General features: G+C 60.9%; 20 protein-coding genes. 4 read left to right on the top strand and 16 right to left on the bottom strand.

Translation table 11 applies throughout. The features are described from left to right. Nucleotides 1-5: 5 nt before the first annotated feature. From LUN51_RS13795 to LUN51_RS13770, 6 genes are all read right to left on the bottom strand, one after another. Entirely contained in the window at nucleotides 6-428 is a 423-nt protein-coding gene (locus tag LUN51_RS13795; RefSeq protein WP_277811712.1) for a group II truncated hemoglobin, read from the bottom strand. Continuing rightward, on the bottom strand, nucleotides 425-1,684 hold the full coding sequence (locus LUN51_RS13790; protein WP_277811711.1) for a hypothetical protein: 1,260 nt from the start codon (nucleotides 1,682-1,684) through the stop codon (nucleotides 425-427). Before LUN51_RS13790 ends, LUN51_RS13795 begins: the two co-directional genes overlap by 4 nt. After that, on the bottom strand, nucleotides 1,681-2,307 hold the full coding sequence (locus LUN51_RS13785) for a condensin complex protein MksE (protein ID WP_224113461.1): 627 nt from the start codon (nucleotides 2,305-2,307) through the stop codon (nucleotides 1,681-1,683). Before LUN51_RS13785 ends, LUN51_RS13790 begins: the two co-directional genes overlap by 4 nt. Beyond that, the gene (locus LUN51_RS13780) at nucleotides 2,304-6,014 is read right to left on the bottom strand and encodes an ATP-binding protein (protein ID WP_277811710.1); all 3,711 of its coding nucleotides are present in this window, start codon (nucleotides 6,012-6,014) and stop codon (nucleotides 2,304-2,306) included. The genes LUN51_RS13785 and LUN51_RS13780 overlap by 4 nt, the downstream gene beginning before the upstream one ends. Before the next feature lie 176 nt (nucleotides 6,015-6,190). Then, nucleotides 6,191-7,552 carry a BCCT family transporter gene (locus LUN51_RS13775; RefSeq protein WP_277811709.1) on the bottom strand — a complete coding sequence of 454 codons (1,362 nt, stop codon included), beginning with the start codon at nucleotides 7,550-7,552 and terminating at the stop codon, nucleotides 6,191-6,193. Then, the gene (locus tag LUN51_RS13770) at nucleotides 7,542-7,802 is read right to left on the bottom strand and encodes a BCCT family transporter (RefSeq protein WP_277811708.1); all 261 of its coding nucleotides are present in this window, start codon (nucleotides 7,800-7,802) and stop codon (nucleotides 7,542-7,544) included. Before LUN51_RS13770 ends, LUN51_RS13775 begins: the two co-directional genes overlap by 11 nt. Nucleotides 7,803-8,024: 222 nt before the next feature. On the opposite strand from LUN51_RS13770, the gene LUN51_RS13765 reads away from it, so the two are divergent. The 3 genes from LUN51_RS13765 (at nucleotide 8,025) to LUN51_RS13755 (ending at nucleotide 11,609) form a co-directional block, all read left to right on the top strand. Next, nucleotides 8,025-9,998 (top strand): RecQ family ATP-dependent DNA helicase, encoded by a 1,974-nt coding sequence (locus tag LUN51_RS13765; protein WP_277811707.1) that lies wholly within the window; start codon nucleotides 8,025-8,027, stop codon nucleotides 9,996-9,998. Between the two features lie 80 nt (nucleotides 9,999-10,078). Next, the gene (locus tag LUN51_RS13760) at nucleotides 10,079-10,435 is read left to right on the top strand and encodes a 4a-hydroxytetrahydrobiopterin dehydratase (protein WP_075367841.1); all 357 of its coding nucleotides are present in this window, start codon (nucleotides 10,079-10,081) and stop codon (nucleotides 10,433-10,435) included. Further along, entirely contained in the window at nucleotides 10,419-11,609 is a 1,191-nt protein-coding gene (locus tag LUN51_RS13755) for an aromatic amino acid transaminase (RefSeq protein WP_277811706.1), read from the top strand. The genes LUN51_RS13760 and LUN51_RS13755 overlap by 17 nt, the downstream gene beginning before the upstream one ends. A gap of 68 nt (nucleotides 11,610-11,677) precedes the next feature. Here the strand turns inward: LUN51_RS13755 and LUN51_RS13750 are convergent, their stop codons facing one another. From LUN51_RS13750 to dkgB, 4 genes are all read right to left on the bottom strand, one after another. After that, the gene (locus tag LUN51_RS13750; protein ID WP_277811705.1) at nucleotides 11,678-12,094 is read right to left on the bottom strand and encodes a hypothetical protein; all 417 of its coding nucleotides are present in this window, start codon (nucleotides 12,092-12,094) and stop codon (nucleotides 11,678-11,680) included. 112 nt (nucleotides 12,095-12,206) lie between these two features. Continuing rightward, entirely contained in the window at nucleotides 12,207-13,466 is a 1,260-nt protein-coding gene (locus LUN51_RS13745; protein WP_277811704.1) for a D-amino acid dehydrogenase, read from the bottom strand. Between the two features lie 153 nt (nucleotides 13,467-13,619). Further along, complete coding sequence (locus LUN51_RS13740; RefSeq protein WP_277811727.1) at nucleotides 13,620-14,945, bottom strand: MATE family efflux transporter; 1,326 nt, start codon at nucleotides 14,943-14,945, stop codon at nucleotides 13,620-13,622. Nucleotides 14,946-15,085: 140 nt separating this feature from the next. Further along, a complete protein-coding gene (gene dkgB / locus LUN51_RS13735) occupies nucleotides 15,086-15,901 on the bottom strand; it encodes a 2,5-didehydrogluconate reductase DkgB (protein ID WP_277811703.1) in 816 nt (271 codons plus the stop codon). Between the two features lie 219 nt (nucleotides 15,902-16,120). Here dkgB and LUN51_RS13730 point away from each other — a divergent pair, with 219 nt between their 5' ends. Continuing rightward, on the top strand, nucleotides 16,121-17,935 hold the full coding sequence (locus LUN51_RS13730) for a diguanylate cyclase (RefSeq protein ID WP_277811702.1): 1,815 nt from the start codon (nucleotides 16,121-16,123) through the stop codon (nucleotides 17,933-17,935). A 61-nt stretch (nucleotides 17,936-17,996) separates the two neighbouring features. Here LUN51_RS13730 and LUN51_RS13725 read toward each other — a convergent pair whose 3' ends face one another. The 6 genes from LUN51_RS13725 to LUN51_RS13700 form a co-directional block, all read right to left on the bottom strand. Next, nucleotides 17,997-18,593, bottom strand: coding sequence for a YceI family protein (locus LUN51_RS13725; protein ID WP_075367836.1), 597 nt, complete (start codon nucleotides 18,591-18,593; stop codon nucleotides 17,997-17,999). Between the two features lie 68 nt (nucleotides 18,594-18,661). Further along, on the bottom strand, nucleotides 18,662-19,213 hold the full coding sequence (locus LUN51_RS13720; RefSeq protein WP_246893750.1) for a cytochrome b: 552 nt from the start codon (nucleotides 19,211-19,213) through the stop codon (nucleotides 18,662-18,664). Between the two features lie 150 nt (nucleotides 19,214-19,363). Further along, complete coding sequence (locus LUN51_RS13715; RefSeq protein WP_277811701.1) at nucleotides 19,364-20,047, bottom strand: type 1 glutamine amidotransferase domain-containing protein; 684 nt, start codon at nucleotides 20,045-20,047, stop codon at nucleotides 19,364-19,366. 91 nt (nucleotides 20,048-20,138) lie between these two features. Continuing rightward, a complete protein-coding gene (locus LUN51_RS13710; protein WP_378094276.1) occupies nucleotides 20,139-20,999 on the bottom strand; it encodes a DUF2797 domain-containing protein in 861 nt (286 codons plus the stop codon). Beyond that, nucleotides 20,999-21,262, bottom strand: coding sequence for a YeaC family protein (locus LUN51_RS13705; protein ID WP_246893752.1), 264 nt, complete (start codon nucleotides 21,260-21,262; stop codon nucleotides 20,999-21,001). The genes LUN51_RS13710 and LUN51_RS13705 overlap by 1 nt, the downstream gene beginning before the upstream one ends. Beyond that, nucleotides 21,262-22,116, bottom strand: coding sequence for a rhomboid family intramembrane serine protease (locus tag LUN51_RS13700; protein ID WP_277811700.1), 855 nt, complete (start codon nucleotides 22,114-22,116; stop codon nucleotides 21,262-21,264). The genes LUN51_RS13705 and LUN51_RS13700 overlap by 1 nt, the downstream gene beginning before the upstream one ends. Nucleotides 22,117-22,278 lie beyond the last annotated feature (162 nt).

The raw sequence follows: 22,278 nt of genomic DNA, 5'->3' as shown, positions 1-22,278 counted from the left end.
CGGCCTTAACGCCGGCGGCACATCTCGGCGGGGTGGCGTAGCTGAGTCAGTAGATAGCGCTTGAGGTCGTCCGCCGCGCCGACTTCATCCAGTGCCGTCGCCATACATGACAGCCAAGCATCTCGCTCCTCGGGGCCGATATCCAGGTGGCGATGCGCCGCGGGGATGGCGATCGGCCCGAAACGCTCGCGGTAACGGCTCGGCCCGCCCATCCAGCCGATCAGAAAGGTCGTCAGCTTGTCGCGGGATTCGTCTAGGTCGTCGGGATGCAGAGCGCGAATCCCTCGCGCCTCGGGCAAGCGCTCCATGGCGTCATAGAAACGCTCCACCAACTCGCGCACCGCCGCCTCGCCGCCCATGGCGCGCAGCGTGCTGTCGCCGACGCCGAAGACCATGGCGTCAGATGTCTCATGCCGTTCGTCGTTCATGCCGAATTCGCCAGTTGCAACGTGACGTCGTGGATCAGCCGAAGGTCGTTGAAGCGGCTGGCCCGGCTCTCCGATTGATGTAGCCGAAAGGCCCGTTGCTCACTACGCGGGAGACCTTGGTATTCGGCGATCACCTGGAAGAGCCAGATCTCGTCGCCCCATTCCATGTCACTTTCCTGCAGGTAGGCCAGCGCGCTGATACCAGAGGGATCGGGGTGATCGATCACCGTGAGGTAGAAATTTTCCACGTCCTGCTTGAGCGCCTGTTGGCGAGCCGCCACCAGGCTTTGCTCCTCGGCCTCGGCGGGCCGTGCGGCGGCGACGGCCTGCGGCTTATGCACCGGCATCGGCAACTGGTGCACGAGGTCGGTCAGCACACGAATGTCCGGCTCATGATCCAAGGCCGGCGCGGCAGCAGCGATCAGAGGAACAGCCTGGTTGATCAGGTCAGGCACTTCGCTGCGCCGCGCATAATTACCAGGAACGAAGTTGGGGTGTTCGCGTAAAAACGCCGCCATGCCACTAATCAGCCGGCTACGCGATTGCTGCTGGCGGAACCGGGCCATCAGTTCGGTAAGACGGCTCTGGACTTCACGCAGGCTGGTGTAGTGCTGACTGACTTGGCGTTGCAATTGACTGATCAGCAGTTTGCGCAGGGTGCCGTCGCTACCGACCAGTTCGATCAACTCATCGAAGTCGATCAGTTGCAGGCCATCCAGCAGGCGCACGATCTGCTTCTGGGCACGATCGTTTTCGCGGATCTTGTCGTTCAGGCGGCTGACGAAACCGAAATCGCTATTGAGGCGCTGCCAGAGACTATCGATAGCGTCAGCGAAACGTCCGTTGAGGTCATCGACGGCCTGGCGCAAGCGCAGCAACTGCTGCTCCTGGCGCCAGTATTCCCCCTGGCTCTGGGCCTCGCGATAGCTCTGCACCAGCGTGCGCAAAAGCTCCAGGGTTTCGCCCACGTCGGCATTGACCTGGCGGCGGGTTTCGTCGGCCAGCATTTCGGCGATCAACTCGCGCACCCTGGGCGCCAGCTTGACACCGCCCTGATCGTCGGGCCGCCAGACGATGCGTGCGGCCAGCAGCCGCCGCAGTGCGCTGTCACTCAAGGCCTCCAGTGGCACTTCATCGCGACTGTAGCCCTGCATCAGGGCATCGGCGTGCTTACCGAGCAGCGCCAAACGCTCCACGCCAGTGCCGATCAGGCGACTTTCCAACTCATGCTCGTCGCTCACAGCAAGCTCCTTCATAACAAGCTTTCCTGCGTCTGAGGACTCTCATCGTCGACGGGCAGGTTTTCTTCGTCGCGGATGAGTCGCACCAGATCGACGAGGTAATCGATCTTGCCGGTGACCAGATAGACCTGGCGATCGGCATGCGGCTGCAGCAGATAGCCGTGTTCCTTGAGGCGCTTGAAGACCTGCTTCATCTGGGCGTCGAGCTGCTCACTCTGGGAGCCGAAGAAGGTGTCGCTGGCAAGGCGTTCGAGTTGCTCGCGCAAGCTCTGGTTGTCCTCGCAGCGAGCGCTGAGCTCGGCGGGCTTGAGCACATCACCAGGTGCCACCAGGGCATCATGCCCCATCGCTTCCTGCATCAACTGAAGCCATTCGAGCATCGGCATCAAACTGTGCAGCACATCGCCAAGCTGCCGCGATAGTTGCTCGCGAGCCTCGTCGTTGAGCTGCCGCCAAGCCAGAAAGTAGACACTGTCCTCGGCGTTGGTAGCTAGGCGACGGTTGAGCGGTCGCAGGTAAGTGTCGATTTGCTCGCGCACCTCCTCGTCCTCGAGGCGACGAAAGGCTCTGTCATCACTAACGGCGCAGACGAACTCACCGGCCAGCAAACGCTCCAGCAGCGGACCATGTTCGATCATGACGAGACCTCCTCGGTGGTGCGTTCCTGCAGGCGCTCGGCCAGGCGGCTCAGACGCGGTTCGATGCGCTTCAAACGGCGGCGACTCGGTTGCTCGGCGTCACGATCGATCAGGTAGCGATTATGGAATAACAGCAACACGTCGGACTCGGGGTTGGGAAACGCCCCGACGATATGGATGCGGTTGCTGTCGCAGGCCTCGAACAGCATCTCGACGTTGTGGTAGGCCAGCGTGCCGATCTCATCGATGGGCCAGTGAATGGCGATCTCCGAGGGGCCGCGCAACAACCGCGTGAAGGCGAGCAAGAACTTGCACAGGATCAGATAGGCCATGCCGTGGCTCGAGGATTCGAGCAACTGGCGATCGCTTTTGATCACCAGATCAGTGCCGCCCTCGTTCAAGTGCAATTCGAGACGCAGCAGACTTTCGAAACTGTATTGCTGGTCGTGGCGCAACAGGTCGACGACATCGGCCAGCGCATCCAGATAATCATCGCTGGGCAGCGTCTGGCTGGAGTTTTCCCAATCGCGGTAAAGCTGGGCGAAACGTTTGAGCGGCTCCCAGAAGCCTAGCTCATCGATGGTCGACTGAATGCGCACTTCGGCCTTGTTGATGCCCTCCAGGCGCAAGTCATCGGCCACTTCTTCGGACAAACGACGGCTCTGGGCGCTGATGCGTCGATTGAGGTCACGGAAGACAGTGAAGAATTTATCCAGATCGGCACCCAGGTTGCGCCCCTGCTGGATCAATTGCTGTTGCTGGTCTTCGAGCAACTGCAGCATGCCCCTCAGCAACGGTAGCTGGCGACGCGGATTGATGCCCTGCTCGTTGGCTGCGCCGCCTGATCCGCTGAAGAGCTTGGCGCGCTCGGCTTCCAGCGTCTCGACGAAGCTCTCGCTGGCGCCTTTGATCAGCTCGCTCTCGACCTGCTCGCAGCCCTTGCGCAGGGTGTCTACTTCTCTGCTCCGGTTGCTCAGCGCCTGGCGCGTACGCTCGATGCGTTCATGCACATCGCCCGGCGCGTCTTGAGACGGCTCGCCGGCGGCACTCGGCGTTGAGGTCAGCCCTAATCCTTCGACCTGAACGAGCAATGGCTTGAGGGCATCGATGACCTCGCGTTCACCATTGGAGCGTGCCTTGAGCGTCTTGACGGCTTGCTGGTGCGCGACCTTGGCGGCCTGATGATCGCTGCGGCACTGCTCGCGCTGGTGCTCGGCGGCCTGCTTGTCACGCGTCAGCGTCGCTTCGCGGTCGACCAGCTCAGGCTTGCGCTCGCCCCATTCGACGCGCATGAAGCGTGTGTAAGCATCGAGCTCTTCGCGACGGCTTTCGGTGACGCGAATGCGCTCCTGCAGATCACTGATGCGCTGGCGCGTCGAGCGCAGGGTCTCAGGGTCACCCCCCTGGTCTTGAAGCTCCTGATCGAAGGCCGCTTCCAGTTCCTGGCGTTGACGCTGGTGCTCGACCTTGAGGTCCTCGAGTTGTTGCTTGTACTGATCGAGACGTGCATCGAAGCTGGCCAGTTGGCTCTGGCCATCGGCCTTGAGTTCCAACAGTTGCGACTGATGGGTGTCATCGAGCGTGCTCAGTGCCTCGCGTTTTTCATCGCGCAGGGCCTTGTCGGCGGCCTGCTGGCTAGCCAGTGCTTCTTCGGCGACTCGACGGCGCTCCTTCTGCTGCCGAGCGTGACGCTCCTGAAGTTGATGTCGGGCATCCAGGGCATATTCGACTTCGTCATCGGCATGCTTGAGCGTGAGGCGCGCCTGGCTAAGAGGCTCCTCGGCTCCCTGCACCCGGTCATGGCAGACCTTGAGCTGTTTCTCGGCGGCCTGAAGATCGGCTTCGACGCGCGCTTGCTCAGCCTCGGCGGCGTCGATGGCGGCATTGAGACTCGCCTCGTCACGGGCATGGTCGGGCAGCTCGATGGCGGCAAGATCGAGCGTCACACCGAACAGGTCGTCATGCTCGGTTTCGCCAAGCTGTGGCGAAAGATCGCGGCGCTCAAGCAACTCCGGAGCGATGACCTTGCCCAAGCGGTGCTCCCAGCCGGGACGGTGATAACGCATGAAATAGCGCAGACTGCCCTCGGCGGGATCGCGCTGACGCTGAAGTTCCTGGTAACGCTGGTTCGCCCGATTGAGTTGCTGTTTGGCGCTTTCTCGCTGCTGCTCTGCCGTGTCGCGCTCGCGGCGCAAGGTTTCGTGCTCACGGCGTAAGCCTTCGAGACGACTGGCGGCAGCGTTGCGATCGCTCTGGGCCTGATCGACCCGGGCCTGCGCTAGCTCTGCTTCCTGAACCTCCTCTGGCACTTGGCCGGTCGAGGCGAGCTGAGCCTTGAGATCGGCCAAGCGTTCAATGCCTTGCTCGAGCCGTGACTGATAGCCGGCATCCAGTTCGCTGCGTTGCGTATGGTACTGGGATTCCAGTTCACGCTCAGAGGCCCACTGCTGCTCCTGGCGAGCCGACTTTTCATCGCCCAACTCATTGATGAGCGCCTGGATTTCATCGGTGCGCCGCGACAGATGATCGGCAAGCTCGCGCAGGCGACCATCAAGGCGTGAGCGGTTGGCTGCGGAGGCCTCCTGCATCACCGCCAGATGCTCCTGCAACTGCTGGGCCTGTTCCCGCCATTGCGGCAGTTCGGCCAGGTCCCGCTCCAAGGCGGGCATATCGGCCTCGGCATATTGCTCATATTGCTGCTGCAGGTCGTTCAGGCTGCGCTGGGTGCGATCCAGCTCGCTGGCAAGCTCACTGATGCGGTCGTTGAGCGTGTCGCGCGTCTGCTCGTATTCCTGCTCGCGAGCCTGAAAGGCTTCCTGCTGCGTGTTCAACTCGGCCTCGGTATCGGCCAATACGCGCTCCGCCCGATGGCGGTCGGCATCCAGCTGCGGTTTGAGCTGCCAGAGTGTCGATTCAAGATCGACGATATCGCGGTCGATGTCGGCCAGTTCCGCCAGTGACTGTTGCAGCGGCTCCAGACGCATCGACTGACGCATCTGAGCGATCCAGTCGCGGGCCTTGGTGTTGCGAATGCGGGTGACCGGCAGTTCGACGCCGTCTTCTTCGAAGATCGCCGCCAGCATGGTCTTGAGGGTGTCCATCTTGCCCTCTTTGGCATGCACCGCCGAAATCAGCTTCTCCATATGGCGAATGCGCCGCTCGGGCTTGACCAGGCTGAATTTCGCGGCAGTCTGACGCAGTTTCAGGGCCTCTCGTCGGTTGCCCTGCTGCTGAGTGAAGTCATTCTGGATCACCGCACGGTATTCGGAGGTCGCCCCGTACTTGGCCGAGAAGTCGATACCGGAGCGGCGCAGCCCGGCCAGCCAATCGCCGTACTCCAGCGCCACGACACCGTCCTGGCTTTCCACCAGATAATCCTCGGGCTGGTACGGCGCGCCGACAAAGCGATATTCCAGGCCGCCCTCTTTCTTGCGCGTCAGCACTGCCTGGCAGACATTGCCGGCTTCGCGACGATATTCGTAGATCAGATAGCTGTTGCGATGCGGCAGATAGAAAGCATCGAACTTCATCCGTGTCTTGGGGACGACCTTGTTGGGCAGTTCACCATAGAAGACCGGCACCAGTCGCTGCAGCGTGGTCTTGCCCGAGGCGTTGGTACCACAGATATTGGTATGGCCATCGACATCCAGTTCGACGACGCCTTCCAGATGACCGTGAATCATCACGATACGTAACAAATGGGCCATGCCGCGTCCTTGGTAGTTTGCGCTTTTTTGCAAAAAGCCATTCTACCCACCGCTGGCATGCACAACCAATCGTTGGCACGTCCGCCATGCATCGGCACTGATATAAGCAGCGCCATCAACCCACGCCAGACAGTCCCCACTCCATGCTGCCACGCCGCACGTATGCCCTGACGCACCTACAGGTCATCGACCCGCGGCGGTTTGCCGACGGTCACCTCGCTGAGTTTCTCGTGAGACAAGCCGCGCAACAGCGCGAACATCATCGCGAAGACCAGGATGAACATCGGCAGGCCGACGACGGTGATGACCTGCTGCAAGGCAGTCAAACCGGCATCGCCGGCAAGCACGATCAACATGGCGGCCAGCGCCCCTTCGGACACGCCCCAGAACACCCGCTGATGCCAGGGGCCCGGGTCGGGTGTCCCGGTACATAGCATGTCGACCACCAGAGAAGCCGAATCCGACGAAGTGGCGAAGAAGATCGCCACGATGACGACCGCAAGCCCCTGTATCAGGGTCGCCGCCGGGAAGTTCTCGAAAAAGGCGAACATCGCCAGCGGAATACTCTCCTCCACTGCCGCAGACAACGACCCGGCCTGCGCGCCGAGTGCCGCGCGGGCATCTTCGCCGATACCGTCGATCTGCATCGCCGACCAGCCGAAGATCGCGAACCAAACCAGGGTGAATATCGACGGGGCGAACAGGACCCCGAGCACGAATTCACGAATCGTGCGCCCACGGGAAATGCGCGCCACGAAGATGCCGATGAACGGCGACCAGGTCACCGTCCATGCCCAATAGAAGACGGTCCAGCCGCCCTGCCAGCCCCAGCCGCCCTCTTCGTGGGTATATTGTGCCAGTGCGTCGTTCCAGAACGCCATCGGCACTATATTGGAGACATAGATGCCGACGGTCTCGATGATCGAGCGCAGCAGGAACACGGTCGACCCGGTGAAAAGTATGAATAGCATCAGGCCGACGGCCATGCCGATATTGACGTTGGAAAGCACCCTCACGCCCTTGTCCAGGCCGGCCACGATCGAACATACCGCCACGGTCGTAAGTATGGCTATGATGATGACCTTCGGCATTACGCCATCCGAAATGCCGAACAGTTCCGTCAAACCGGCATTGATCTGCTGGGTTCCCAGGCCGATCGAGACCGCCACCCCGAATAGGGTGCCGAGAATCGCGAAGATATCCAGCGTCTTGCCGAGTGGCCCGTAGATGCGATCCCCGATCAATGAGTAGAACACCGAGCTAAAGCGCATAGGCAGGTCATAGCGGTAGATGAAATACGCAAATGCCAGCCCGGGCAGCGTGAAGATCGCCCAGGTATGCAGCCCCAGATGATAGATCGCGAACCCCATCGCGTCGTCGGCAGCCTGCACCGAGAAAGCCTCGACGTCCGGCCGCGGCGGATTGGCAAAATGGGACATGGGCTCGGCCACCCCCCAGAACATCAGCACCGTGCCGATACCTCCGGCAAACAGCATGGTGAACCAGGAGACGTTGCCATAAGCCGGCTTAGGCGTCATTACCGCCGAGGCGAATCGCGCCGAAACGACTGATGGCCACCCATAGCAGGAATATCACCCAACTGGTCACTCCGAAGATGAAAAACCAGCCGAGATTGGTGACGATCCAGGCCCGTCCGGCACCAAAGGCAGCGCCGATGGGTTCAGGTGCCATTAGCAGGGCGATCAGGAAGATCACCATGATGCCGGCCGACACGAAGAAGATGGTCGGGTCGGTTTGTAGACCGAGTCTACGGGCCAGTTTGTCCATGGGTTATTCCTTTATCTTTTATTGTCCTTCTAGAAATACCGTAGAAGCAGATGAGCAAGGCGTCGAATGGGACATGCTGGCCGTCACTACTACCCCGGCGATATGCGAGAATGAGCATACGCGTGGGGCTACCGGCTAACCGCCTTCGTGCGGAAAGTATCAACGGGCGCCCATCGTCACGCCCCGATATCCCGGCCTACTCAGTTCTGCAGAGAGCGATCGATGATTCAGGAAACCTTGCAACGCGTCTTCGGCTATTCCGACTTTCGCCCCGGCCAGCGTCAAGTGGTGGAGGCTGTCACCCAGGGGCGCTCGGCGGCGGCGATATTTCCCACCGGATCCGGCAAGTCGCTCTGCTACCAGTTGCCGGCGCTGCATCTGCCGCACCTGACCCTGGTGGTGTCGCCGCTGCTGGCGCTGATGCAGGATCAGCTCGAGTTCCTGCGCCGCCACGGCATCGCCGCGGCGAGCCTCGACTCTCGCCAGAGCCGGGAGGAAGCCTCGGCGGTGATGGATGGCGTCAGGCGCGGCGACATCCGCATCCTGATGATTTCGGTGGAACGCCTCAAGAACGAGCGCTTCCGCGCCTTCCTGCAGCGGGTGCCGGTGTCGCTGCTGGTGGTCGACGAGGCACACTGCTTGTCCGAGTGGGGCCACAATTTTCGTCCCGACTATCTCAAGCTGCCCGCCTATCAGCGTGAATTCGCCATTCCGCAGGCGCTGTTGCTCACCGCCACGGCCACGCCGCGCGTCATCGACGACATGCGCGACAGCTTCGCCATCGACGCCCGGGATGTCGCCGCCACGGGCTTCTATCGTCCCAATCTCGACCTGCAGGTGCAGCCCACCGCCACCGAGCGCCGTCCCCGCGCCCTGGTCGAGTGGCTGGGGCCGCGCCTGGCCGCCTCGCCGCCCCAGCCCAGCATCGTCTATGTCACCCTGCAGAAAACCGCCGAGCAGATGGCGGCGTATCTGGGCAAGGCGGGGCTCGAGGCCCGCGCCTATCACGCCGGCCTCGACGGCGAGACCCGCGATGCCCTGCAGCAGGCATTCATGAACGGCGAGATCAATTGCATCGTCGCCACCATTGCCTTCGGCATGGGCATCGACAAGGCCGATATTCGCAACGTCGTGCATTTCGATCTGCCCAAGTCGATCGAGAACTACAGTCAGGAGATCGGTCGCGCCGGACGCGACGGGCAACCCTCGAGCTGCTTGATGCTCGGCGGCCGCGACGCCCTGGGTGCGCTGGAAAACTTCGTCTACGGTGATACGCCCGAGCGCGACGGCATCGAGCGCGTCCTGCGGGACATCCGTGACGCCGCGCCCCACGGTCAGTGGGAGGTACGCCTGAACGCCCTCTCCCAGCACAGCAACATACGACCACTGCCGCTCAAGACACTGCTGGTGAGACTCGAGCTCGAGGGCGTCATAGCCCCGCGCTACGCCTATTTCGCCGAATATCGCTTCAAGTATCTGATCGAGCCAGAGGCACTGATCGAGCGTTTCAACGGCGAACGTCGCGATTTCGTCGCCGCCTTGATCGAGGCCTCGCCCAAGGCCAAGACATGGTGCGCCCTGAACCATGACGCGCTTAACGCCCTGGGTGCCGAGCGCGGTCTCGATACCTCACGGCGACGCGTCATCAGCGCGCTGGAGTACTTCAATGACCAGGGCTTCATCCAGCTCGAGAGCAAGCAGATGACCGAGGTCTACGCCGTGCAGGCCCCCGAGATCGATATCGCCACGCTGGCCGAGCGGCTCACGGCGTATTTCCAACGCAAGGAACGCGCCGAAATCGAGCGCCTGCAGGCCATGCTGGCGCTATTCGAGTCGACGACCTGTCTCAGCCGGCGTCTGGCCGACTATTTCGGCGATGCCAATGCGCCCGAGCACTGTGGCCATTGCTCGGTGTGTCGCGGCCATATCGCGCAGTGGCCCACAGAAACGACTCGCGCACCGCTCGATCCACGCCAGGTGGCCGCGCTGTGCGCGCCGCTACATGAGCGGCTGATCGCGCTGCCCGACGCACCACCGCCCAGCACGAACCTGTTCACACGCTATCTCGCGGGACTGACCACCCCGCTGCTGACGCAACTCAAGGCACGCCAGCTCGAGGGGTTCGCAGCGCTAGAAGACCGCCCCTACCCAGAGATCCACGCAGCCGTAAAGGCCGCCTCTTTGAACAAGGCGTAAAATCTGCCCCGATGCGGTAGGTCCGCCCTGGCGTTGGCTTCTACACTGGGATAAATCACCGAAAGGAGGCGAAGAACACCATGAGCGAGCTTGCCGAGTTGAAATGCGAAGCCTGCAGCGCCGACGCTCCCACCGTCAGTGAAGCGGAAATGCATAGCCTGGGCGCCGATGTGCCCGAGTGGCGGATCGTGGAGCGCGATGGCATCATGCAACTGGAGCGTGAGTTCACGTTCCGCAACTTCAAGCAGGCCCTGGCGTTCACCAATCAGGTGGGCGATCTCGCCGAGGCAGAAGGTCATCACCCGGCGCTGACCACCGAATGGGGCAAAGTCACCGTTACCTGGTGGTCACACAAGATCAAGGGCTTGCACAAAAACGATTTCATCATGGCCGCCAGAACCGACGAGGTAGCGCAGTCCAATGTTCGAGCAGATTGAACGCGTGCCCGGGGATGCCATCCTCGGGCTTATCGAAGCCTTCAAAAAAGATCCCAACCCCCAGAAAGTCGACCTGGGGGTCGGCGTTTACCGTGACGCTCACGGCAATACGCCCGTCATGCGGGCCGTCAAGGAGGCCGAGGCGCGGCTGCTAAAGAACGAGACGACCAAGAGCTATATCGGCTCGCACGGCGATCCGCGCTACGGCCAGGCGGTGCTCGAGCTGGTCCTCGGCGCGCAATCCCCGGTGCTGGCCGCCAACCGTGCCAGCGCGACCCAGTCGCCCGGCGGAACCGGCGCGTTGCGTCTGGCGGCAGACTTCATCAAGTCACAGCTGCCCGGCAAGGGTGTCTGGGTCTCCGATCCGACCTGGCCCAACCACCTGGGCATCTTTCATGCAGCGGGCGTCGAACTGAAGAAGTATCCGTACGTGGACGCCGACAACCGTCTTGATTTCGACGGCATGTTGCACGCCCTGCAACAGATTCCCGAAGGTGATGTCGTACTGTTGCACGCCTGCTGCCACAACCCTTCGGGCTTCGACCTGTCACGCGAACAATGGCAGCGCGTGCTCGAGGTCGTGCGCGAGCGCCGCCTGCTGCCGCTGGTCGACTTCGCCTATCAAGGTTTCGGCGACGGCCTCGATGCCGACGCCTACGGGCCGCGCCTGCTGGCCGAGAACCTCGATGAGGTGATGATCACCAGCTCCTGCTCCAAGAACTTCGGGGTCTATCGCGAGCGCACCGGCTGCATGATCATGATCGCTCGCGACAGCGAGCAGATGGAGAACGTCCGCTCGCAGATGGCCATCGTCGCTCGCGAAAACTACTCCAACCCGCCCGCCCACGGCGGTGCCATCGTCGCCGAGATCCTCAACGACGATGCGCTGGCCGGCGTGTGGCGTGAAGAGCTCACCGAGATGCGTGACCGCATCAACGGCTTGCGCCGTGACTTCGTCGAGGCGCTCAAGCCTTACGGGCTGGACGAACGCTTCGCGTTCATCGCCGAGCAACGTGGCATGTTCTCCTACACCGGGCTGAGCCCGGAACAGGTGGACCGCCTACGCGACGAATTCGGCATCTACATGGTGCGTTCCGGCCGGGCCAACGTCGCTGGCCTGGCGCAGGAAAACCTTCCCTATGTAGCCAAGGCCATCGCCACCGTCGTCGGCTGACAACGACGCCGATGACCGGCACGAAAACGCCCGCCACGCACACGCATGGCGGGCGTTTTGTTGTACGTTTACTTATCCTGAGCGTCGGGTAGCGTGTCCGAGCCGATCTTGTCGCGAAACGTCTCCCGCGTTACCTCACTTTCACCGTCGTCGAGGCGCTCGAACAAATCGAGGCGGTCGGCCTGACGTGCCTCTTCTTCGCTGAGCACACCATCCGCGTCGATATCCATCTGATCGAAGGTCACCGCATTGCGGCGTTGATCGAGCGGGGTTTGTGCACCCCCCTGGCCGAAGCTGGCTTCCTCATCGCTGACCCCGGTTGATTTTTCGCTAACCTTGCCCGCCTCGGTCGCTTGGCCCTTCTGGACATCCGAGGAAGCAGCCGCTTCCTGGGCGAGTGCCGCCCCGCTCATCATCATCGTACTGCTCAATAACAACGCCACTATGCCGGCGCTTGCGGCACGCCAGTTTGAGAGATTCGTCATCGCTGCCTCCTCAATGGCTCTCATCACACTCAAGAGTGCCCGATACTGATGGACCGGACCTGATGCGAGCATTGGACAAGCAGTGCGCTCAGGGATTCCCCAAGCCACAAGATCACGCGGCGTAACGCGCCACACAAAGCCCTTGAGGATCGATGGCCGGGCGACGACCAGCCATCAGGTCAGCCAGCAAGTGAGCGCTACCACAGCTCATCGTCCATCCCAGGGTGCCATGGCCGGTGTTGAGCCAGAGGTTGTCATACCGCGTGGCACCGATGATAGGCGTCGAGTCCGGCGTCATCGGGCGCAGGCCGGTCCAGAATTCAGCCTTGGCCATATCGCCGCCTTCAGGAAAGACATCACGCACCACCATGCTGATAGTCGCGCGGCGTTTTTCCAGCAGACTCAAATCGTAGGACGCCAGCTCGGCGGTACCGCCGACGCGAATCCGGTCGTCGAAGCGCGAGATGGCTACCTTGAAGGTCTCGTCCATCACCGTGGACTGCGGCGCGCCGCCATCGTCGATCACCGGCAACGTCAGGCTGTACCCCTTCACAGGATAAATCGGCAAGCGGATATCGAGATCCTTCATCAGAAGCGGCGAGAAACTGCCCAGGCACACCACGTATGCATCGGCGCTCAGGGCGCCCGCCGAGGTCATGACTCGTTCGATGCGACCGGCCTGACGCTCGATGCGCTGGATATCGACATTGAAGCGAAATTCGACACCTAACTGTTCACGGCAGTGATCGGCCAAGCGTTGGGTGAACAAATGGCAGTCGCCGGTTTGATCATCCGGCAAGTGCAGCCCGCCCACGAATTTGCCCGGCACGCGTGCCAGTGCCGGCTCGGCCGTCACCAGCTCCTCGGCACTCAGCAGCCGATGACGCACACCGCATTCACTCAGCACCCGCATGTCCTTGGTTACCGCCTCGACCTGCGACTCATGCCGGAACAGCTGTAGCAGACCTCGCTGGCGATCCTCGTAGCGAATCCCTGTATCACGGCGCAACGCATCGATGCATTGGCGGCTGTACTCGGCGACACGCACCATGCGTTCCTTATTGACGGCGTAGCGCTCCGGCGTGCAGTTATTGAACATCGCCATCATGAAGCGTGCCATGGCGGGGTCACGCTTGGGCTGGATCTTCAGCGGCGCGTGCTCCTGAAACATCCATTTGAGCGCCTTGCGCGGGATGCCGGGAGCCGCCCAGGGTGAGGAAAAACCGAACGACACCTGACCAGCATTGCCGTAGCTGGTCTCCATGGCGGGTCCGGCCTGGCGATCCAGCACCGTAACCTCGTGCCCCTGCGATGCCAGATAATAGGCACTGGTGACGCCGACGACACCACTGCCGAGAATGAGTACGTGCATGGCCTTCCCCCGCTTGGCGCTGATTGGATGCTGAACGAAGCGCCAGTATAGAATGGGGAGGCTAGAAAATTATGAGGTAATCTAGTTTTTAACTAGATGATGAAATCGATTTTTATACATAACCTGGTTTTTACGACTTAAAAAACAGCGTTCTTAAGTGTCAGCATTGACCGCCATACGTTGCGTCAGGGAACGTCGAAAAATGCCCCAGGCGAGACCGCCTGCCAGCACGTTGCCTAACGCGGCCCCCCAGGCCACCCCAAAGACCCCTGACAGCCAGGCGCCCACCGCTAAGCATGGCAAGTAACACACGAACAAGCGCATGAAGGACAGCAGCATGGCACGTACCGGCCAACCCAGCGCATTAGAGGCGGATACCACCAGCATACAAAGGCCTAGTAGGCTATAGCTGGGTAGCAGCCAACGTATCAAGGTCGCGAGCTCGTCGCGTATTTCCGGATTGCCCGACAGGGCGACCGCTACCCAAGGCGCCGCCAATGCCATGACACATCCCAGCCCCAGTTGCCAGATCACAGTCGTACGTGCCGCTAGCCTCATCAAGGCGTCGATACGCGACCAATCGCCAGCGCCGTAACAACGCCCCAGCCAGGGCGGCAGTGACATGGTCAGCGCCAGTACCACCATCAATGAGAGCGTTTCCAGACGGCTGGCCAGCCCCCAGGCCGCAACAGCGGTCTCCCCCAGATCGGCCACGATTGAAGTCGCCAGCATCGCCGAGAGCGGCGGCATCAATTGGCTAATCATCGCAGGCCCGGCGATCGCCATGAACGGTACCGCTGAGGCACGCATCTCGTCACGCAGCCCATGACGCGCCAGCCAGTCGTGAGCCCGCAGTCGCACCACCAGGAACCAAATGCCGATGGCAAACGCCAGCGCTGTCGCCCAGGCCGCACCAGGCAGCCCCCACCCCGGCCAGTCGCCGACGCCGAAAATCAACAGTGGATCGAGGCCCAAGTTGATCAGGCTGGTCAGCACCATGAGCTTGCCGGGCAAGCGCGTATCGCCATGTGCCCGAAACAAGCTATAGCCAAAATACAGCACCGCCCCCAGCCAGTTGGCCACCAGCTGCGGCCCCCAATAGACGTGAATCAGCTCTCGTGTGGGGGCATCGGCCCCCAACAGCGTGAAGATCGGCGTCTGCGCGGCCCACATGATCAACATCAGCAGTGCCATCAATATGCTTCCACCGAGCAGCACTAGGCTGCCCAGACGCCTGGCACGCGCTGTGTCGCCAGCGCCCAGGGTGCGTGAGATCAGCGCCGCTATGGCAATACCCAGCCCCACTTGCACACCGATGATGAGAAACGACAGCGGAAAGGTGAAGGATTGTGCCGCGAGCGGCTGGGTGCCCAAACGGGCGATGAAAGCACTATCGACAAGCTGAAAACCCAGCAGCGAGAGCACGCCAATGGCCATGGGCCAGGTCTGCTGCCACAGCTGGCGACGTAGCGAGGACATGGATTCCGTCACGGAAACCTCATTGCGAATCAACGATCAAGGTATCAAACAGGGCGCCCCCGGTATCGGTCGACACCGGGGGCGCCAAGTCTAACAGGCTGCCAGTAAAAAGCGCCTTCGTCGGCACTCATAATGGCGGATCAGGCGTCCCACTGCGGGGCGAAATCCGGATTGGCGATACGTTCACCCCGGTCGAGCGCATCGATGCGCGCCATTTCGTCGGCACTCAAGGTGATCGCCATCGCCTCCAAATTCGATTGCTGGTGTTCAGGCTTAGTGGACGACGGAATCATAACGATGTCGCGCGCCGCGACCCAGGCCAGCGCGATCTGCGCCGGACTCGCACTATGCGCCTCGGCGATTTCCTTGAGCACGGGGTCGTCCATCACCTTGCCCACCGCCAGCGGCATGTAACCGGTGACTTGAAGGCCCTTCTCTTGGCAATGCGCAACCACGGTGCGATTGGCCAGGAAGGGATGCACTTCGATCTGGTTGGTGATCAAGTGCTCACCGCCAGGGACCGAGAGTGCCTGATCAAGCTGCGCCACCGTGAAGTTGGAGACGCCGATCTCGCGTGTGAGACCTTTCTCGCGCACTTGACTCAAGGCGCCGATGTAATCAGCCATCGGCACCTCGTCGTCAGGCGATGGCCAGTGAACCAAGGCCAGATCGACGTATTCGACGCCGAGTTGCCGGCAACTCTCTTCGAAGCTTTCCAGCAATGCCTGCGGCTGTAGGCGGTCCCACCATACCTTGGTGGTCAGGAAGATCTCGTCGCGGGGAACATCGCTTTGCTTGAGCGCCTCGCCCACGGCGCGCTCGTTATCATAGAACTGAGCGGTGTCGATATGCCGGTAACCGAGTGACAGCGCGGATGTGACCGAGTCGATGACGTCTTGGTCCTTGAGACGAAAGGTACCGAGACCAATGCGGGGCAACGTGCGTTGGTTAAGCATGGTGACTCCTTGTCAGATGGCAAGACAGTACAAAAAACGCTTTGTTACAACATGAAACATGGCGTCAGGAGGTCTATCTTATCAGTACAACAAGTGGGGACCGTTAAATTGACTTTCAACACCTTCCTCACGCTAGATCGCCATTGAGATTGGCTGCCGAGTCCCGTTATGATCAACCAAACGTAACCAAGAGTTACACATCTAAGGAAGTTCTGCCTCATGCCTCATTCGCTCTATGCGCGCATGATAATCGCCGCCATCGTGCCCTTCATGATCATGCTGACTGGCTGCCTCGCCCTCTACCAGGCATCTCAGGTCGAGCAGCGCACGGCACGCAGCGTCGCCCAGACCCTTGAGGTAATTGCCGATGCCAATCACTTGATGCGACTGTTCATGGACGCCGAAACTGCCCAGCGCGGCTACGCCCTAACCAAAGATGGCGATTACCTGGCGCCCTATCAGCGTGCCCTGAGCGCATTTCCGCGCACCCTGAGACGCTTACATGCAGCCTCTAACGACGAAACACAACATCGACGCCTCGAGCAGGCCAACCAGCTCTTCCGGCAGTGGATAAAAACCGTCGCCACCGATAGCATCATCAAGACGCGTAACGAGAATGCCGAACTGGCTCCTATAGCCGATAAAGCCAGCAAAAACTTGGTCGATGAGTTTCGCATCGTCATGAGCGCCTTCATCGATATTGAGCAAGAGGCTCTCCATACACAACAAGCCGATAGTCAGGATGCCGCGAAACGTGCGCAGCACATCATGGTATGGAGCATTTTGCTGGCACTGGCGAGTGCCCTGCTGACCTGGTGGCCGCTGTTTCGTCGCACCCGCCATGCTGTCTCGGAAATCACCCAGCGCTCGCGGCGTATGGTCGCGGGAGATCTCAGCCAACGCGTGGCACTCCGGGGGCGCGATGAGTTCGCCTGGATGGCGCATGCTTTCAACGCCATGGCAGCTCGCCTCGAAACCTTGGTCGCGACAGAAAAACGCACCAATCGCGAGCTCGCCGAACGCGTCAATGTGCTGGTGCGTGACCGAACCCGCGATATGCGGGCGCGCCATGATCTTGTCGAAGCCCTGCAAGCCTGCCGCAGTACGCAGGAAGCACAGTCGACGCTCCGCGACCAGTTACCCACGGTTTTTGCCAATACCCTCGGTGGCACGTTGTGGTGCCTAGACGCACAAGCTACCGCGCCCCATCGAATTTGCCAGTGGGGCGAGGATCAAGGCGATGTCGACCAAGGTGGATGCCTGACCCTGCGTGATGGCGGGATACGCGATATCACTCTGCCCGCGACGCACGCTGCAGACGTCTGCCCCCACCTACGCACCGCTCATCTCGGGCGCCATCTCTGCATTCCTTTGAAAGGCACGGAGGAGCCGGTGGGTGTACTGCATCTTCATCTCGCCAGTGCCCTTGATGAGGCAGATAACGGCGACCCTCAAGCCGAATTCGCCAAAGGTGCTGTCGAGGATATGGCGTTATCGCTAAGCAATGTGCGACTGCGCGAGCAACTCGAGGAAGCCAGCATCCGCGACGCCTTGACCGGTCTCTACAACCGGCGCTTCCTGGACGATACCTTGACGCGCGAACTGGCACGTGCCGAACGCCAGTCAGGCCCCTTGTCGGTCCTCATGCTTGATATTGACCACTTCAAGCCAATCAACGATGATCACGGCCATGCTTTTGGCGACAGGGCATTGATCGAGGTCGCCGATCTCCTGAGCGATAATGTTCGGCGCGGCGATATCGTCTGTCGTTACGGTGGTGAGGAATTTGTCATCATCATGCCCGGCGCCGGCCTAGCCGCCGCACGGCAACGCGGCGAACATCTTCGGCACCAGGTCGCCACGCTGGATATAGCCCTGGACGATGGGACACCGCTGCACCTTACCGTCTCCTTGGGACTAGCCTGTTATCCCCAGCACGGCGAGTATGCCGAAACTCTGCTGCATCACGCCGACATGGCGCTTTACGGAGCCAAGCAAGGCGGACGTAACCGTCTGGCGATCGCCCACGACTAAGCTCTAACGTGAATCGCCCCACACGAGGCGGGGCGACTCAGACTCGACCATGCGTGGCGAATTACTGGCGGATACCTTCGACCACGAGGTACATATCGACAGTGGACGCGGTCGGCCCCAATTTGCTGGTATCGATGCCGAAGTCGGACAGCGTCAGCGTCGTTTCACCCTCGAAGCCATTCCGGTATTCGCCCCAGGGATCGTCGCCCCCACCGATATGGTCGACATCGATGGTGATCGGCTGCGTTTCGCCATGCAGCGTCAGGTCGCCGGACAGCTTGCCCTCGCCTTCGCCAGTCGATTCGAAGCCGGTCGACTCGAACGTTGCGGTGGGATACTCCGACGCGTTCAGGAAGTCGTCGCTCAGGATGTGCTTGTCACGCTCGGCGTGATTGCTGTCGAGGCTGGTCACGTCGATCTCGACATTGGCACTGGACGCTTCCGGCGCGTCGGGATCGTAAGAGAAGCTCCCCGAGAACTCGTCGAACGTACCCAGCACGTAGGAATAGCCCAAGTGGCTGATCTTGAACTGAATGAAGGCATGCTGCCCTTCGGTGTCGATCTGGTACTCGGCGGCACTGGCCTGGGTCATCGGCAATAACGCGGCTGCGCCGAGGGCGGCACCGGTTACGGTTTTGAATAGCGATTTCGAGAACATTGTCATCTCCTAAGAGGAAGGTTTGCAGAACCAGAGTGGCGGCAACACCGCCACGTATATCGAACTCATTAACGTCGAGACCCACCGGGCCACCACATGCGGCGCAAGGTGTCCCGACGATCGAAAATATGATGTTTAAGCGCCGCCAGCGTATGGCCCACGGCCAGCACTATCAGTGCCCAAGCAGCGTACCAATGCACATCACCCGCCAGGGTCGCTTGATTCGGCAGCTCACTGATCAGCGCCGGTACCTCGAAGACGCCGAACACGCTGATGCCCTGGCCCTCGGCAGTGGAGATCAAATAGCCGCTCACCATTACCGTCAACAGCAAAACGTACAGCAGGCAATGGCCGGTATGCGCCAGCATTCGCTCCCAAGACAGGCCATGCGCTGTGGGCGTGGGCTGACCCAGGCGCCATGCCAACCGCAGCAGCGTCAGACCCAGTAGCGTCAGACCCAGCGACTTGTGCCACCACGGTGCCAGTTGATACCAGCGATCATAATAACCAAGGCCGGTCATCCACCAGCCCAGCACGAAGAGCGACACGACCAGCACGGCACTCAACCAGTGCAAGAGAATGCTGGGCAAGCCCCAGCCGTGTACCGAATTGCGCCACATGCATGTCTCTCCAGCGATGATGTTTTCAGCATAATGGCTATCGCGCGTTACGCTAGGACGTATCGAGGAAAGGCATCATTAACCCAAAAGAAATAATGACCCGCCAAGGCGAGCCATTATAAGAGAAGAGGATAAGGGTCGAGGGCATTCTCAGCCTGTCAGAGCATCCAGTAGCAACTTGGCCGTCGGCGCGCTGGAAGCCGGATTCTGACCGGTGATCAACAGGCCATCGCGCAATTGGAAGGCGTCGAAATCTGCGTCGGCGCGCTCATAGTGGCCACCCTTTTCTTTCAAGGCATCTTCCACTAACAACGGCACGACATCGGTCAGCCCCACGGCGTCTTCCTCGCTGTTCGAGAATCCCGTGACGCGATGCCCTTTGACCACTGACTGACCATCGCGACCTTGGGCATGCACCAACACGGCGGGCGCATGGCAGACCGCGGCGACCGGTTTGCGGGCCACGAGGAAGTCGTGGATCAGCTGCTGGGAATGGCGGTCTTGCGTCAAATCCCACAGCGGGCCGTGACCACCGGGATAGAAGACTGCATCGTAGTCATCGGCGCGCATCTCGGCCAGCTTGCGCGTATTGGCCAACTGCGCCTTGGCCTCGCTATCCGCCTCGAAGCGGCGCGTTTCCTCAGTCAGCGCATCGGGCTGCGTGGAGGTGGGATCGATGGGGGGCTGCCCGCCCTTTGGCGAGGCTAGGGTCAACTCGGCGCCCGCATCCTTGAACACGTAGTACGGCGCAACGAATTCCTCGAGCCAGAAGCCGGTGGCGTTGCCGGTATCGCCCATGCGATCGTGCGACGTCAGCACCATCAGAATCTTCATGCAAACCTCCTTGGATTAAGCGACGTTCATGTCGATACCCACGAAGTGGAGACATCCCAGCGGACTTCAAGTCGCCGCCGCGCCAAGCGCCTTATTCGATCACCACTTCCACCTCGTAGCCACCGAACTTGCGCAGATTGATGACGCCGGTATCGAAAATCAGGTACTGCCCTTTGAGCCCCATCAAACGGCCGCTGACCTCGGGGGATTTATCGAAATTGTGCGACACCACCTTGCGGGGAGATTCCAGGACAGGATAGTGCAGCTCGACCGGGGACGCCGCCAGCGTACCAATCGCCTGTTCGCCGACGCGTTGCTTAAGCGCCGCCAGCTCCTGATCGAGCGCGGACAATAGACGATCCCGCTCGGCGGGCAGATCGAGCGGCGCCACGTCCCCTTTCAGCATTGCTCGCCAATTGGTCCGGTCGCCCACCACCTGCTTGAACAAGGTTTCGACCAGCCCCGACTGCAGGCGATTGTCGACCTCGAGAATAGGCAGCGCCTGAATCGCCCCCTGATCGAGCCAGCGCGTAGGCAATTGCGTCTTGCGCGTAATGCCGACCTTGAGTCCCGACGAATTGGCCAGGTAGACCACGTGCGGCTGGAAACAATGCTGCTCGCCCCATGTCGGTTCGCGACACGTGCCCGCATGATAGTGGCAAGTTTCAGGTTTGACGATGCAGGTATCGCACTGGGCAAGCGACTTGAAGCAAGGATAGCAATAGCCTTGGGCGAAACTCTTGCGCGTGGCACGCCCGCAATGCACGCAGTGAATGGCGCCGGTATGCACGAGCCGCAACGAGGTGCCCAGGTGCGCATTGAGACTAATGCGCTGTTCTCCGGCACGCAGGGTGTATTGCGCCGGCATCTCCGCATCGCCGGGCACTATGTCCATCTTGCGCAGGGGCCCGCGCGCGGCGCTGACATCCGCCACGCTGAACAGATCGCTCATCAGTTCATCCACTTGATGGCATCGGACTCGCCGGTGTCATCATTAGTGCCACAACCGCCGCGCTCAAGATAGCCCACTCGCTCGTCTTCAGGGATACCGTGGGCGACTTCGTATTTCATCACCGCCTCGAGACACAGCTCGGTCTGCTCTTGGCTCAAGCGCTGTCCATCCGGCCATTTACGCAGCGCGATCGCCTGCTTGAAGCTGTCGTACATGGCAGGTGTCATCTGCGCCACCATCTTGTCGAAGGTCATATCACTCACTAACGCTCTCCTTTCGCGGCACGTCCACCGGCCCACCACCCCCCGACCAGCCCGACCAACAGACCGCCCAGGTGCGCCTCGTTGGCGACGTTGCCGAATCCAAACAAGCCCGCCATGTCGGTCATGGTGAAGACCATCCAGGCAAGCATGAACACCACCAGCATCTGGGGCACGAAAAACCCGCTTTCCGGGGCCCGACGAGCCATCAGCCAGACATACCCCAGCAAGGCATAGTCGACCCCGGACATGCCGCCGAACAGCACGGTCCCCGTGGCGTATTGCGCCAGATTGGAGACAAGTGCTGCCACGGCGGCGAGTATTATAAAGCGCACAGGGCCTTGCAGGGCCTCGACCTGGCGTCCGAAATACCACAACCACAGCATGTTGAAGACTAAGTGCATCCAACCAAAATGCATCAACGCCGGTGACAACAAGCGCCATACCTGACCGCTGGCCAGGGAGTCGTCCAGGGTGCCGACCGTCAGGCGTCCGGACACGGCATCGACGGGCACGAAAGTCAGCGCGGCAACCACACGGTCACCGAACAACGCCATCAAGGCGAAGACCACCACACAAATTGCCACGCAGGCAGCCACCAGCGGTGCCTGGGTAAAGGCACTACCGAGCATGCCAGGTGAACGACGTTTCGTGGTCTGAGCGGGACGCTCGGCCAACTCGCCACGGTGCCATTGTTCGATCAAGTGCGCCGCCTCATCACGCTGACGCGGATCGGCCAGCCAGAGCACCTGAATCGTCTCCTCATTGGTCACTTGATGACCGATGCGATGCGCCCACAACGCTCGACGCAGCGCGACGATATCCTGCTGAAGAGGCAATTCCATCAGTTTGTACATGGGCGGGGTCCCTTTCAGTACCGCAGACGAACGCACAAAAGAAAAAGTCCGGCGGAGGGGGCCGCCGGACAAGAGCAAGGGATCATTCAAGGGAACACTTACTCTGACGACGCCCCACCGCAATGAGTTCCCGGCGCAACGAAATTTTTTCAACTTTTTTCT

The sequence above is a fragment of the Chromohalobacter canadensis genome, assembly GCF_029544075.1.
Lineage (GTDB): Bacteria > Pseudomonadota > Gammaproteobacteria > Pseudomonadales > Halomonadaceae > Chromohalobacter > Chromohalobacter canadensis_A.
This window is presented reverse-complemented; position numbering and strand designations above follow the sequence as displayed.

Bases quoted from the DNA above. Each gene is read 5' to 3' on its own strand.
- LUN51_RS13790 (WP_277811711.1), bottom strand. From the start codon at position 1,684: ATGAAGGAGCTTGCTGTGAGCGACGAGCATGAGTTGGAAAGTCGCCTG.
- LUN51_RS13730 (WP_277811702.1), top strand. From the start codon at position 16,121: ATGCCTCATTCGCTCTATGCGCGCATGATAATCGCCGCCATCGTGCCC.
- LUN51_RS13765 (WP_277811707.1), top strand. From the start codon at position 8,025: ATGATTCAGGAAACCTTGCAACGCGTCTTCGGCTATTCCGACTTTCGC.
- LUN51_RS13710 (WP_378094276.1), bottom strand. From the start codon at position 20,999: ATGAGCGATCTGTTCAGCGTGGCGGATGTCAGCGCCGCGCGCGGGCCC.
- LUN51_RS13700 (WP_277811700.1), bottom strand. From the start codon at position 22,116: ATGTACAAACTGATGGAATTGCCTCTTCAGCAGGATATCGTCGCGCTG.
- LUN51_RS13715 (WP_277811701.1), bottom strand. From the start codon at position 20,047: ATGAAGATTCTGATGGTGCTGACGTCGCACGATCGCATGGGCGATACC.
- LUN51_RS13750 (WP_277811705.1), bottom strand. From the start codon at position 12,094: ATGACGAATCTCTCAAACTGGCGTGCCGCAAGCGCCGGCATAGTGGCG.
- LUN51_RS13720 (WP_246893750.1), bottom strand. From the start codon at position 19,213: ATGTGGCGCAATTCGGTACACGGCTGGGGCTTGCCCAGCATTCTCTTG.
- LUN51_RS13760 (WP_075367841.1), top strand. From the start codon at position 10,079: ATGAGCGAGCTTGCCGAGTTGAAATGCGAAGCCTGCAGCGCCGACGCT.
- LUN51_RS13755 (WP_277811706.1), top strand. From the start codon at position 10,419: ATGTTCGAGCAGATTGAACGCGTGCCCGGGGATGCCATCCTCGGGCTT.
- LUN51_RS13780 (WP_277811710.1), bottom strand. From the start codon at position 6,014: ATGGCCCATTTGTTACGTATCGTGATGATTCACGGTCATCTGGAAGGC.
- LUN51_RS13770 (WP_277811708.1), bottom strand. From the start codon at position 7,802: ATGGACAAACTGGCCCGTAGACTCGGTCTACAAACCGACCCGACCATC.
- LUN51_RS13745 (WP_277811704.1), bottom strand. From the start codon at position 13,466: ATGCACGTACTCATTCTCGGCAGTGGTGTCGTCGGCGTCACCAGTGCC.
- LUN51_RS13785 (WP_224113461.1), bottom strand. From the start codon at position 2,307: ATGATCGAACATGGTCCGCTGCTGGAGCGTTTGCTGGCCGGTGAGTTC.
- LUN51_RS13775 (WP_277811709.1), bottom strand. From the start codon at position 7,552: ATGACGCCTAAGCCGGCTTATGGCAACGTCTCCTGGTTCACCATGCTG.
- LUN51_RS13740 (WP_277811727.1), bottom strand. From the start codon at position 14,945: ATGTCCTCGCTACGTCGCCAGCTGTGGCAGCAGACCTGGCCCATGGCC.
- dkgB (WP_277811703.1), bottom strand. From the start codon at position 15,901: ATGCTTAACCAACGCACGTTGCCCCGCATTGGTCTCGGTACCTTTCGT.
- LUN51_RS13725 (WP_075367836.1), bottom strand. From the start codon at position 18,593: ATGTTCTCGAAATCGCTATTCAAAACCGTAACCGGTGCCGCCCTCGGC.
- LUN51_RS13795 (WP_277811712.1), bottom strand. From the start codon at position 428: ATGAACGACGAACGGCATGAGACATCTGACGCCATGGTCTTCGGCGTC.